The following is a 12,512-nucleotide window of genomic DNA, read 5'->3' on the forward strand; positions in this document are numbered from 1 at the left end:
GGACCCATGCACCGGGGGTCACTCTTCCGTCACGCCGACTTCAGGCGGCTCTGGGCCGGCGACACGGCCAGCCAGTTCGGCACGTTCGTCGGCACCACCGCCGTCCCGCTGCTCGCGGCGGTGACGCTGGCCGCGACGCCGTTCGAGATGGGCTTGCTCACCGCGGCCGAGACGCTCGCCTTCCTGCTCATCGGGCTGCCCGCGGGCGTGTGGGTCGACCGGATGCGCCGCCGCCGGGTCATGCTCACCGCCGACTTCACGCGGGCGGCGCTGCTGCTGAGCGTTCCGGTCGCCTGGTGGGCGGGGGTGCTGACCCTCGCGCAGCTGCTGGTGGTCGTGCTGCTCGTCGGCATCGCGACGCTGTTCTTCGACATCGCCTACCAGTCGTACCTGCCCTCGCTCGTGGGCCGGGAGCGCCTCCTCGAGGGCAACGCGAAGCTGCAGGCCGTCCAGTCGACCGCGCAGATCGCCGGGCCGGGCGCCGCCGGCGTGCTGGTCCAGCTGGTGACCGCGGCGAACACCGTGCTGGTCACCGGCCTCGGCTTCCTCACCTCGGCGCTGTGCCTGCTGCGGATCCACGCGGAGGAACCCGCGCCGCAGCGCGACGGCCACGCCCGGCTGCTCCCGCAGATCGCCGAGGGTCTGCGGTTCGTCTTCTCCGACAAGCCGTTGCGGGCGATCGTGGGCACGACGGCGACGGCGAACTTCTTCAACGGCGCGTTCACCGCCGTGTACGTGCTGTTCCTGACTCGGACCGTCGGGCTGCCGCCGGCCGCGGTGGGCGCGCTCATGGCGGTCGGCGGCGCCGGCGGCATCCTCGGCGCGGTCTGCTCGGGCGCGGTCACCCGCCGGGTCGGCCAGTCCCGCGCGATCTGGCTGGTCCCGCTGGTCACCGCGCCCGGCTACCTGCTGGTCCCGCTCGCCGCGCCGGACTGGCGGCTCGGGCTCTCCGGGTTCGGGCTCGTCGCCAGCGGGTTCGGGATCATCATCTACAACATCGCGCAGGTTTCGTACCGGCAGGCGATCTGCCCGGACCGGCTGCTCGGCCGGATGAACGCGAGCGTGCGGTTCGTCGTCTGGGGCACCATCCCGCTCGGCGGTCTGCTCGGGGGTGCGCTCGGCGAAGGACTCGGGCTGCGCGGCGCGATGTGGGTCGCCGTCGCCGGCGAGGCCGCGGCGGTCCTGTGGGTCGTGTGCTCGCCCTTGCGGCACATGCGCGACCTGCCGACCGAAGCGAAAACCGGTTCCGGGGCCGCCTAGAGTTGATTCATGAGTACTCCATACGAGCGCCCGCGAGTCCCGGACAAGGTCGGTGTCGACGGTCTGGAGGCCAAGTGGGTACCCGTATGGGAATCCACGGGTGCCTACCGCTTCGACCGCACGAAGAACCGGGACGAGATCTATTCGATCGACACTCCCCCGCCGACGGTCAGCGGGGCGCTGCACATCGGGCACGTCTTCTCCTTCACCCAAACCGACGTCGTCGCGCGGTTCAAGCGGATGCGCGGGCTCGAAGTCTTCTACCCGATGGGCTGGGACGACAACGGCCTGCCGACCGAACGCCGGGTGCAGAACCACTTCGGCGTGCGTTGCGAACCGTCGCTGCCCTACGACCCGGACTTCCGCGCCCCGGAGAAGCCGGGCAAGGACGTGGTCTCGATCTCGCGGCGCAACTTCGTCGAGCTGTGCGAAACCCTGACCGAGACCGACGAGAAGGTTTTCGAGGAACTGTGGCGGCGGCTAGGGCTGTCGGTCGACTGGACGATGACCTACCAGACGATCGGGCACGACTCGCGGCTGATCTCGCAGCGCGCGTTCCTGCGCAACCTCGAACGCGGTGAGGCGTACCAGGCCGAAGCGCCGACGCTGTGGGACGTCTCGTTCCGCACCGCCGTCGCGCAGGCCGAACTGGAGGACCGCGAACGCCCGGGTGCCTTCCACGACCTCGCGTTCACCGGGCCGGACGGCGCCGACGTCGTGATCGCGACCACCCGGCCGGAGCTGCTGCCCGCGTGCGTCGCGCTGGTCGCGCACCCCGATGACGAGCGGTTCAAGCCGCTCTTCGAGAAGACCGTGCGGACGCCGGTGTTCGGCGTCGAGGTGCCCGTCGTGGCGCACCACCTCGCGGATCCGGAGAAGGGCCGCGGCATCGCGATGGTGTGCACCTTCGGCGACACCACCGACGTCACCTGGTGGCGCGAGCTGCGCCTGGCGACGCGGGTGGTGCTGGGCCGGGACGGCCGGTTCCTGCCCGACGCGCCGCACGACGTGCCCGCGGACGCCTACGCGCCGCTGGTGGGCAAGACCGTCCACACGGGACGCGAGATCATGGTCCGCCTGCTGCGCGAAGCCGGTGCCCTGCGCGGCGAACCACGGCCGATCACGCACTCGGTGAAGTTCTACGAAAAGGGCGACAAGCCGCTCGAAATCGTGGCCAGCCGCCAGTGGTACCTGCGCAACGGCGGGAACGACGCTTCCTTCCGGGAGAAGATGCTCGCCCGCGGCGAAGAGCTCAACTGGGTGCCGAAGCACATGCGCGTGCGGTACTCGTCGTGGGTGGAAAACCTGGCCGGGGACTGGCTGATCAGCCGTCAGCGGTTCTTCGGGGTGCCGATCCCGTTGTGGTACCGCCTCGACGCGCACGGCGAGCCGGACTACGACGCCCGCTTGCTGCCGGACACCTTGCCGGTCGACCCGAGCAGCGACGTCCCGCCCGGCTTCACCTCCGGGCAACGGGGAATGCCGGGCGGGTTCGTCGCGGAAGCCGACGTGATGGACACCTGGGCGACGTCGTCGCTCACGCCGCAGATCGTCGGCCGGTGGAGCCTGGACGACAACCTGTTCGCGCGGGTGTTCCCGATGGACCTGCGGCCGCAGGCGCACGAGATCATCCGCACCTGGCTGTTCTCGACGGCGGTGCGCGCGGAGCTGGAGCACGGCGTGCTCCCGTGGCGGGAGACGTCGATCGCGGGCTGGGTGCTCGACCCGGACCGCAAGAAGATGTCGAAGTCCAAGGGCAACGTGACGACCCCGGTGGGCATGCTGGAGCGGCACGGCTCGGACGCGGTGCGGTACTGGGCGGCGAGCGCGCGGCCCGGCGTCGACACGGCGGTGGACGAAGGCCAGATGAAGGTCGGGCGGCGGCTGGCGACGAAGCTGCTCAACGCGAGCCGGTTCGTGCTCGGCCTCGGCGTGCCTGCTTCGGCCGCGGTCGCCACCGAGCCGCTGGACCGGGCGCTGTTGGCGTCGCTTTCGGCCGTCGTCTCTTCGGCGACCGCGGCCTTGGAGGCGCTGGACTACGCGCGGGCGCTGCAGGTGACGGAGACGTTCTTCTGGACGTTCTGCGACGACTACGTCGAGCTGGTGAAGGGCCGCGCGTACGGCGACCTGGGGCCGGCGGCCGCCTCCTCGGCCCAGGCGGCGCTGGTCACGGCGTTGTCGGCGGTGCTGCGGCTGTTCGCGCCGTTCCTGCCGTTCGCGACCGAGGAGGTCTGGTCGTGGTGGCGGGAGGGATCGGTGCACCGGGCTTCGTGGCCGGTCCCCGAAACCGGCGACGGCGACCCGGAGCTGCTCACCCTGGCCGGCGAGGTGATCGCGGCGGTGCGCCGGGCGAAGACGGACGCGAAGGTGTCCATGCGGTCCGCCGTCGAAACGCTCACCGTGACCGGACCGGCCGAGCTGCTGGAGCGCTTCGCGGCCATCGAGCCGGACATCCGCACCGCGGGGGCGATCGCTTCGGTGGAGACGCGCGAAGGCGACTTCGCGCTGGAGGCGAAGATCGGCGCCTGACCCCGGTGGGCGGAGCGGCGTTCAGCCACTCCGCCCACCGGGCGTACATCGAGGAACAGCGATGGGGGAGCGTCGTGGCCGGATCTTCTTCGGCGAGTTCAGCGGCGCCTGGGTCGCGGCTGGGCAGCAGCGCACCGAAAATCACCCATCGCCGCCTTCGCCAAACTTCGGGAAGGGGAAGCCACGCCACAAGCGGGAAGTGTGGTGGCGTGGATACGGCCGGCTCCACAGCCGTCGTCCTCTTGACCGGACCGTCTTGGGCTCAGCAATTCCCTTCAACGGGCCTACGGAGTCGGCCCTTCCGGTCGCTCGCGACGGAGCGTTCCGCCGCTCGAGCCGAGGCGAGGCCTGGATCACCCCAGATGACCCGACGCCGGTCAGGAACCGGCGGCGGCCCACCACGCGTCGTCGATCTCGCCGCGCGCCACGATCTCGGCGGGGCCCGACAGCGTCGAAGCGCCCCGTGACACCGTCACCTCCACCCGGCCACCCGGGATGTCCACAGTGGACGCGCCGGTGTCCGTGCCCGCCAGGTGGAAGGCCGCGGCGACCGCGGCGACCGTGCCCGTGCCGCACGCGCGCGTCTCCCCCACCCCGCGCTCGTGCACGCGCATCCGCAGCGCGCCCTCGCCGAGGCGGTTGACGAACTCGAGGTTCACCCCGTGCGGGAAGACGTCGTGGTCGAAGTCGGGCTGGTCCCGCAGGTCGAGCTCCGCGACGTCGTCGTCGAGCAGCGACACCAGGTGCGGGTTGCCGACGTCGACGGCCACGCCGGAGAACGGCCGGCCGGCCACCACCGTCACCGAAGTACCGGTGATCGTCGCCGGTCCCATGTGGACGGTCACCGAGCGGTCCGGGTGCACCACCACCGGGCGGTCGCCCGCCCGGGTGCCGATGACGAACTCGCCCTCGGCGGCGAGGCCGGAGTCGACGAGGTGGCGGGCGAAGACGCGCACGCCGTTGCCGCACATCTCCGCGATCGATCCGTCGGCGTTGCGGTAGTCCATGAACCACTCGCCCGCGGACGGTTCGCCGAGCGCGGCGGCGCGGACGACGCGCAGCACGCCGTCGGCCCCGAGGCCGCGACGGCGGTCGCACAGCGCGGCGACCCTCGCCTCGGTCAGCTCGAGGCGGCCCGCCGGGTCGGGGAGCAGCACGAAGTCGTTCTGCGTGCCGTGCCCCTTGAGGAACTCGATTCCGCCCATGGGGTCAAGATTACCGGCCCAGGGTATCCAGGACGCGTGCGGCCAGCCCGGGATCGGCGCCGTCGAACCAGTGGATCCGCTTGTCGCGCCGGAACCAGGACCGTTGCCGCCGGACGAAGCGCCGCGTCGCCTGCGCCGTCGCCGCGGCGGCCGCCTCGAAGTCGCCTTCGCCGTCCAGCTCGGCGAGCACCTGCTGGTATCCGAGGGCCCGCGACGCCGTCTTGCCGTCGCGCAGGCCGCGCTTCTCGAGCTCGCGCACTTCGTCGACCAATCCGGCCTCGAACATCCGCCGGACGCGCTCGTTCACGCGCTCGTCGAGCTCGGCGGGCTCCCGGTCGACGCCGATCAGGACCGTGCCGTAGCGGGCCGGGCCGGGCTTGGGGAGGTTCGCCGAGAACGGCTCGCCGGTGATCTCGATGACCTCCAGGGCGCGCACGATCCGGCGCGTGTTGGTCGGCAGGATGGCGGCCGCGGCGGCCGGGTCGCGTTCCCCCAGCCGGGTGTACAACGCGGGGGTGCCGAGCTCCGCCGCCTCGGCGTCGAGCCGGGCGCGCACCGCCGGGTCGGTGCCCGGGAACCGCAGGTCGTCGAGCACGGCCTGGACGTAGAGGCCGGACCCGCCGGCCAGCACCGGGACCCGGCCGGCGGCCAGCAGCCGTTCGATCTCGGCCCGCGCGTGGCGCTGGTAGGCGGCGACGGACGCCGTCTCGGTCACGTCCAGCACGTCGAGCAGGTGGTGGGGGACGCCGCGGCGCTCGGCCTCGGTGGCCTTCGCCGTGCCGATGTCCATCCCCCGGTAGAGCTGCAGCGCGTCGGCGTTGACGACCTCGCCGCCGAGCCGCAGCGCCAGCTCCACGGCCAGCGCGGTCTTGCCGGTGGCCGTCGGCCCGACCACCGCGACCCCGGCGATGAGGCTGTTCACGGCGGCTGACGATACCGGCGGGCCGACACGGAGCGTCCACCGGAAGTAGGATCACGAGCTTCGAGTAGCTCATCCGGTTCCACGGTGCGCGCTGAGCTGCTTGAATGCCGCGTGGGGCCGTAGCATCCGAGCACGGCCCGTGACGACCGCATTACCCGGCCCCGCCGACGGCGGGGCGCCCGCGCGAGCGGGCGTACAGGCGATAAGGAGCCTGCGATGGCCCAGGAGAACACTTCCACCGGTACCCCGGCCCCGCACCCGGTGCCGCACGCGCTGCACGCCGGGCACGCCGCCCCGCCCGTGCCGCCCGCCGAGCCCACCCCGTCCACCTGGGGCCGCATCGACGAAGAGGGCACCGTCTACGTCATCACCGCCGAGGGTGAACGCGCCGTCGGCGTCTGGCAGGCAGGCACCCCCGACGAGGGCCTCGTGCACTACGCCCGCCGCTTCGACGACGTGCGCACCGAGGTCGAGCTGCTGGAGACCCGGCTGATCTCCGGCGCCGGCGACCCGAAGCACGCGCTGTCGAGCGCCACCCAGATCCGGGACGGGCTCGCCGAGGCCGCCGTGGTCGGCGACCTGGCCGCCCTCGCCGCGCGGCTCGAGTACGTCATCGCGCACGCCGAGAAGGCCCTGGCCAGCGCGAAGCAAGAGCGCGAGGAAGCGCGCGCCGCCGCGGTCGCCCGGAAGCAGGAGCTGGCCGAGGAGGCCGAGAAGATCGCCGCCGACTCGACGCAGTGGAAGGCGGCGGGCGACCGGCTGCGCGCGATCCTGGACGAGTGGAAGACGGTCAAGGGCGTCGACCGGAAGACCGACGACGAGCTGTGGAAGCGGTTCTCGAAGGCCCGCGAGGGGTTCAACCGCCGCCGCGGGTCGCACTTCGCCGAGCTGGACAAGCAGCGCGCCGCGGCCAAGCAACGCAAGGAAGAGCTCATCGCCGAGGCCGAGGCGATCAGCGAGTCCGACGACTGGGGCGAGACCGCCGGCCGCTACAAGGACCTGATGACCGAGTGGAAGGCCGCCGGCCGCGCGCCGAAGGACAGCGACGAGGCGCTGTGGCAGCGGTTCCGCGCGGCGCAGGACAAGTTCTTCGCCCGCCGGTCCGCGGTGTTCTCCGAGCGCGACGCGGAGTTCGGCGCCAACGCGGCCCGCAAGGAGGAACTGCTGGTCGAAGCGGAGAAGATCGACGCGGCGGCCAACCTCGAGGCGGCGAAGAGCGCGCTGCGGCGCATCCAGGAGCAGTGGGACGAGATCGGCAAGGTCCCCCGCGAGCGCATCCGCGAGCTGGACGGCCGGCTGAAGGCGGTCCAGGACGCGGTCAAGTCGGCTGAGGACAGCCGCTGGCGCCGCACCGACCCGGAGGCCCAGGCGAGGGCCGCGCAGTTCCGCGAGCGCGTGGCCCAGTTCGAGAGCCAGGCGGAGAAGGCCCGCGCGGCGGGCGACGAGCGGCGCGCGAAGAAGGCCGACGAGCAGGCGGCCCAGTGGCGCGAGTGGCTCCAGGCCGCGGAGGCGGCGGTCGCGGACCGCTGAGGGTTTCGAGCGGGCTTGTCCACAGCACGGCCGTGATGTGGACAAGCCTGCCGCTCGGGCTTTGTACTCCGAACGGCCCCCACGACTCTCGACGGCTCGGCAAGCGGAGGGTTGACAGGTCGCCCGAAGGGGGCCGGTCATCGCCACTTCCGGGGGTTTCGGGGCGCGTTGTGCCACTCCCGGTGCTCCACTTTGATCATGACCAGGACACCCCTCAGCGCCAGAAGGATCCTCTCCGCTCTGGTGATCAGCATCGCCGTCGCCGGGCTGGTTCCGGCTCTTGCCTCTCCGGCCACCGCCGCGCCGATCACTGCCTCTGCCGAAGCCGGCAAGGGCAAGGTGAAACTCGACGGGAAGCTCGGGAAGGACCACGTCAAGGTCGGTGAAAAGGTCGACCTCAAGGGCAATCTCAAGGTGCTCGAGGCCCGCACCGACGGCATCGAGACCCTTGAAACCGTCATCGTGCAGCAGCTGCAGGCCGGGGCGTGGGTGAACCTCGCCAGCACCTCGTGCCGGCCGAACGGGGGCTTCTCGTTCAGCCTCAGCTTCAGCCTGAGCGCGACGGTCTCACTGCGCCTCTACCACCCCGAAACGACGTTGTACGCCGCCGCGTACTCGGCGAGCACCTTCACCCTCCGAGTGGGCTGAACCCGGTCCCCACCGGCCCTCAGGACCGCGAGAACGCCGTCCGCATCCACTGCACGGCCAGGCAGATCATCGCGATCCAGGCGATGATCAGGCCGTACCCGGGTCCGCCGCCCGCGGCGCCGCTCGCGTGCGACGACTGCTGCGACCAGATGGCCAGCAGCCCGTCCACCGAGGCGAACCAGCCGCCCGCGGCGCAGACCCACGCCAGCCACCACCGCCGCGTCACCAGGGCCAGCGCCGTCGCGAGGATGCCGATCCCGGTCGACGTCGCCGCGAACAGCTGCGGGATGCCGCCGCCCTCGCCGGCCAGCACCTGCCAGCCCGCGTGGTCGCCGACCCACGGCAGGATCTGGCAGATCAGCAGCACGAACGCGAACACCGCGATGGTGAACCCGCGGCGGCCCAGCTCCACCGTGCGCGACGCGCGGTCGCCCACCTCGTCGATCTCGGCGGCCAGTTCGGCCAGCTCACCGTTGCCCTTGGACTCCGTCACAGCGCACACCCGCTCACCGGCTCAGGCAGGGCCGCCGGGGCACCGAAGCCCGGCAGGCCCAGCGTGACGCCGCTCGTCTTCGGCCGCAACCCGGCCTCCGCGTTGTCGCCGGCCCGCGTCCGCCGGTGGGACAGCAGGTCGCCGTCGGCCACCAGGTGGTGCGGCGCGCCGTAGGTGACGACCGTCTCGACGACGTCGCCGGGCCGGACGGCGCGGTCCACGGCCGAGCCGGCCGGCGTGAAGTGCACGAGCCGCCCGTCGCGGGCCCGGCCGCTCATCCGGTGCGTCTCGGCGTCCTTGCGGCCCTCGCCGGCGGCGACGAGCAGCTCGACGCGGCGGCCGACGATCTTCTTGTTCTCTTCCCAGGAGATCGCGTTCTGCAGCTCGACCAGGCGTTCGTAGCGCTCCTGCACGACCTCCTTGGGCAGCTGGCCCGCCATCGTCGCGGCCGGGGTGCCCGGGCGCTTCGAGTACTGGAAGGTGAACGCGCTGGAGAAGCGGGCCTGCGCCACGACGTCCAGGGTCGCCTGGAAGTCCTCCTCGGTCTCGCCGGGGAAGCCGACGATGATGTCGGTGGTGATCGCCGCGTCCGGCATCGCCGCGCGGACCTCGTCGAGGATCTTCAGGTAGCGCGCCGAGCGGTAGGACCGCTTCATCTCGCGCAGCACCCGGTCCGACCCGGACTGCAGCGGCATGTGCAGCTGGTGGCAGACGTTCGGCGTCTCGGCCATCGCGTCGATGACGTCGGAGGTGAACGCGGCCGGGTGCGGTGAGGTGAAGCGGACCCGCTCGAGGCCGTCGATGGTGCCGGTCGCCCGCAGCAGCCTCCCGAACGCCAGCCGGTCGCCGAACTCGACGCCGTAGGAGTTCACGTTCTGGCCGAGCAGGGTGACCTCGAGCACCCCCTCGGCGACGAGCGCCTCGACCTCGGCGAGGATCTCGCCCGGCCGCCGGTCGCGCTCCTTGCCGCGCAGGGCGGGCACGATGCAGAAGGTGCAGGTGTTGTTGCAGCCGACCGAAACGGACACCCAGCTCGCGTAGGACGATTCGCGGCGCGCGGGCAGCGTCGAGGGGAACGTCTCGAGCGACTCGAGGATCTCGACCTCGGCCTCGGCGTTGTGCCGGGCGCGCTCGAGCAGCGTCGGCAGCGACCCGATGTTGTGCGTCCCGAACACGACGTCGACCCACGGCGCCCGCTTGACGATCTCGCCGCGGTCCTTCTGCGCGAGACACCCGCCGACGGCGATCTGCAGGTCCGGGTTCGCGACCTTGTCCGGACGCAGGTGCCCGAGGGTGCCGTACAGCTTGTTGTCCGCGTTCTCCCGGACCGCGCAGGTGTTGAACACGATCAGGTCGGGCTGGGCGCCGGTGCTCACCGGGACGTACCCGGCCTCTTCGAGCTGCCCGGCGAGCCGCTCCGAGTCGTGCACGTTCATCTGGCAGCCGAAGGTGCGGATCTGGAAGGTTTTGCGAACCTGATTCTCGCTCATCGTAGTTCAGGGTAACCCCTTGCTGACCAGGTAAAGCCGCCGCCTACCTGGCTGTTCCCCGCCCGCCCGGTGCCCGCCGCGCTAAAAGAGGTTCGGGTCTCGGGTTACAAGACCTCGGGCTCGCTCGCCAGCTGGTCGAGGCCCTGCAACGGGGCCACGGAAGGAGCGGCGATGAGCGCCGACGAGCAGGTCAAGGAAGTCGACGTGGATCTCATCGAGATCGACGAGGTTGCGGCGAACGAGCGAGAGGAGCGACGCAAGAAGGCCCACGTGGTCGAAGTGCGGACGCCGGCCGGGTTCGAAGCCCGGTTCCGGGTCCACCCGCAAGAGAAGGTGGAGAAGCTCGCCCGGCAGGCCGAGCTCCACTTCATCCACCGTGGCGAGCTGGCCGCGGGGAACTACCGGCTGGAGAAGCTGGAGGGCTCCACGTCGGTGCCGCTGGTCCCGTCGGCGACGGCTGAAGGAGGCGGGCGTGGTGGCCGGGACCGTGTGCGTGCTGGTCGTCGCGGACCCGCAGGTCGACGGATGACGACGCATCCCGCGCTGCTCGCGCAGCTGCTCGACGACGAGGTCGAGGTCGCCCGGTCCCGGCTCGGGGACCGGGCAACCGGGATCGAGCGCGTGGGCTCGATGATCCGCGTGCCGCTGTCCGCACCCGACGGCGGCCCGCTGCTCCTGGTGCTGGACGGGGCGAAGTTCGACGCTGGGCCCTTCGGCGTGACCGTCACCGAGGGTGCGCGGAGTACTACAGCCACCCCAGCCATCTCCAGGAAAGCTGGGACACGGTCCGCTACACACTTCGTCTGGCGGAACTACCCGACCACCTGTCGAGGAAGGCGGGAAAGCGATGACCGAGTACGGCGTCCTGCTGCCCGAGCACGTGCTCGGGCAGGCCGAAGCCTTTCTCACCGAGCGCGGAAGCCACGGGGTCGAGGGCACCGGGCTCATCGCGTGCGCGCGAGCGGGAGCCGACGGCCACTGGGTCGCCCGTCGTTTCGTCGCGCCCGACCGCCTTCTCCGTCGCTTATCGGGCACTCAGGCCGCCTCTGCAGTGTCCGGGCGGTCGTATCGAGCGACTCTCGTGTCAGTGGGCGGCGGAGAACTCGGCGGTGACGACGTCGGGGATGCCCGGCGGACGCCGGCGACCGGTCAGCATCGCGTCGAAGTCCGTGCGGTTCTCGAGGTGGCGCTGGAAGAACGCCATGACGTAGGCAGAGGTGACCGCGCGCTGCCGGTCCTCGGTCAGCTTTCGCTGATCGGACTGGGGCCCGTCCGGGAACTGCGTCCGGCAGGTACCGGGCGCGGAACCGGGGATCGCGTCGTCGTGGGAGCCGACCTGACCACCTGCCGGTGACCACTGGGTGTTGTAGTTGTCGTGGTTTCCGCCTGTGAGTGTGTAGCGGTAGATCGGGACAGTGTTGCGCCCGGCGTTCGATGCGAAATAACCGCCCGTGTTGACCTGGTCGCAGGTACCCCACATGACCGCGAACGGCACCTGCGTGACCGCCTCCCCGTTCCAATTGTCTGTCGGAGCCAAGGCGAAGACGGCTCGCACCCTGACCCCGGCCGGCCACTCCCCGTGCCGACTGTCGGCGGCCTGCTGCATGACCCCGCCGCCGCCCATCGAATGCCCGATCGTCCCGACGTCGCTGAGATCGATGTGACCGCGGAAGTCGACACCGGCCGGCCGGCCGGTCCGGGGATCGATGAGCCGGCCGCGCAACGGGCCCTGGCCGGTCGAGGCGAGCTGCTGCCACAAGCCGAGCTGGGTGTTCAACAGCGCGGCCCTGGCGTAGTAGACGCTCGGCGCCTGCCCGGGCGAGGTCGAGTTGATCCCGTTGACCCCGACCGAGACCACCACGAACCCGCGGCTCGCGAGCTGCCTGCCCAGGTAGTCGTAGCCGGCGAAGCTCGGTAGCGATGGCGTCCCCGGCGCACAGGGCCACTGGTTCATCAGCGTCGAGGTCTCCATCAGGATCTGCTCCTGGCGGGCCGCCTCCTGGTCGTCGCCCGCCTGCTGGGCAGCCTTCAACGCCGCTTGCGCGGCCGCGTTCCGCTCCGTTGCCACCCGATCGGCGCACGTCTGCCAGTAACCGTGCTGGATCATGATCAGCCGGTGGTTCCCGCGCTCGAGATCGGCCGGGTAGTAGACGATCCCGTTCAGCTCGTTCGCGCCGTCGTAGCCGATCGCCGCCGGTGGCCGGAAAACCTGGTCGCCGAGGTCGTAAACGAGGGTGTTCACCGACTGGTTGACGCTTTCCGCGGCAGCCGCCGGGGGACCCGTCACCGTCGAGGCGGCCAAGGCAGCCACTGCCATGATCATGCGCATGGTCGAAACCTAGCAACCGATTGTCAGAATCTTATGTGTGCATTGCGCCGCGACCGCGCCGCATTGTCAGCCGAAGCTGGCGTAAGGCGGGGGTCGTCAGCGCAGC

10 protein-coding genes are annotated in these 12,512 nt (G+C 71.3%); 4 read left to right on the plus strand and 6 right to left on the minus strand.

What is annotated here, in order from left to right:
• The first annotated feature begins 6 nt into the window (after positions 1-6).
• Both ACH54P_RS16585 and valS read left to right on the plus strand, forming a co-directional pair.
• Positions 7-1,260, plus strand: coding sequence for an MFS transporter (locus tag ACH54P_RS16585; protein WP_489913650.1), 1,254 nt, complete (start codon positions 7-9; stop codon positions 1,258-1,260).
• A 9-nt stretch (positions 1,261-1,269) separates the two neighbouring features.
• Positions 1,270-3,789, plus strand: a complete 2,520-nt coding sequence (valS, locus tag ACH54P_RS16590; protein WP_489913652.1) for a valine--tRNA ligase — start codon at positions 1,270-1,272, stop codon at positions 3,787-3,789.
• A 377-nt stretch (positions 3,790-4,166) separates the two neighbouring features.
• Here valS and dapF read toward each other — a convergent pair whose 3' ends face one another.
• Complete coding sequence (dapF, locus tag ACH54P_RS16595) at positions 4,167-4,994, minus strand: diaminopimelate epimerase (protein ID WP_489913654.1); 828 nt, start codon at positions 4,992-4,994, stop codon at positions 4,167-4,169.
• Positions 4,995-5,004: 10 nt separating this feature from the next.
• Complete coding sequence (gene miaA / locus ACH54P_RS16600; RefSeq protein ID WP_489913656.1) at positions 5,005-5,916, minus strand: tRNA (adenosine(37)-N6)-dimethylallyltransferase MiaA; 912 nt, start codon at positions 5,914-5,916, stop codon at positions 5,005-5,007.
• A gap of 216 nt (positions 5,917-6,132) precedes the next feature.
• On the opposite strand from miaA, the gene ACH54P_RS16605 reads away from it, so the two are divergent.
• Both ACH54P_RS16605 and ACH54P_RS16610 read left to right on the plus strand, forming a co-directional pair.
• Positions 6,133-7,446, plus strand: a complete 1,314-nt coding sequence (locus ACH54P_RS16605; RefSeq protein ID WP_489913658.1) for a DUF349 domain-containing protein — start codon at positions 6,133-6,135, stop codon at positions 7,444-7,446.
• Between the two features lie 243 nt (positions 7,447-7,689).
• Positions 7,690-8,094, plus strand: coding sequence for a hypothetical protein (locus ACH54P_RS16610; RefSeq protein WP_489913660.1), 405 nt, complete (start codon positions 7,690-7,692; stop codon positions 8,092-8,094).
• A 19-nt stretch (positions 8,095-8,113) separates the two neighbouring features.
• Here ACH54P_RS16610 and ACH54P_RS16615 read toward each other — a convergent pair whose 3' ends face one another.
• From ACH54P_RS16615 to ACH54P_RS16630, 4 genes are all read right to left on the minus strand, one after another.
• Complete coding sequence (locus ACH54P_RS16615; RefSeq protein WP_489913662.1) at positions 8,114-8,587, minus strand: Rv2732c family membrane protein; 474 nt, start codon at positions 8,585-8,587, stop codon at positions 8,114-8,116.
• Positions 8,584-10,077 carry a tRNA (N6-isopentenyl adenosine(37)-C2)-methylthiotransferase MiaB gene (gene miaB, locus ACH54P_RS16620; RefSeq protein ID WP_489913664.1) on the minus strand — a complete coding sequence of 498 codons (1,494 nt, stop codon included), beginning with the start codon at positions 10,075-10,077 and terminating at the stop codon, positions 8,584-8,586. Before miaB ends, ACH54P_RS16615 begins: the two co-directional genes overlap by 4 nt.
• 81 nt (positions 10,078-10,158) lie before the next feature.
• Positions 10,159-10,452, minus strand: a complete 294-nt coding sequence (locus tag ACH54P_RS16625; RefSeq protein ID WP_489913666.1) for a hypothetical protein — start codon at positions 10,450-10,452, stop codon at positions 10,159-10,161.
• Positions 10,453-11,161: 709 nt separating this feature from the next.
• Positions 11,162-12,406 (minus strand): alpha/beta hydrolase, encoded by a 1,245-nt coding sequence (locus ACH54P_RS16630; protein WP_489913668.1) that lies wholly within the window; start codon positions 12,404-12,406, stop codon positions 11,162-11,164.
• Positions 12,407-12,512: the final 106 nt, after the last annotated feature.

The organism is Amycolatopsis sp. N2S4-7, assembly GCF_058119595.1.

What these genes read in the sequence shown, in the direction of transcription:
- ACH54P_RS16585 (WP_489913650.1), top strand. Translation starts at nt 7, where the DNA reads ATGCACCGGGGGTCACTCTTCCGTCACGCCGACTTCAGGCGGCTCTGG.
- valS (WP_489913652.1), top strand. Translation starts at nt 1,270, where the DNA reads ATGAGTACTCCATACGAGCGCCCGCGAGTCCCGGACAAGGTCGGTGTC.
- dapF (WP_489913654.1), bottom strand. Translation starts at nt 4,994, where the DNA reads ATGGGCGGAATCGAGTTCCTCAAGGGGCACGGCACGCAGAACGACTTC.
- ACH54P_RS16605 (WP_489913658.1), top strand. Translation starts at nt 6,133, where the DNA reads ATGGCCCAGGAGAACACTTCCACCGGTACCCCGGCCCCGCACCCGGTG.
- miaB (WP_489913664.1), bottom strand. Translation starts at nt 10,077, where the DNA reads ATGAGCGAGAATCAGGTTCGCAAAACCTTCCAGATCCGCACCTTCGGC.
- ACH54P_RS16630 (WP_489913668.1), bottom strand. Translation starts at nt 12,406, where the DNA reads ATGCGCATGATCATGGCAGTGGCTGCCTTGGCCGCCTCGACGGTGACG.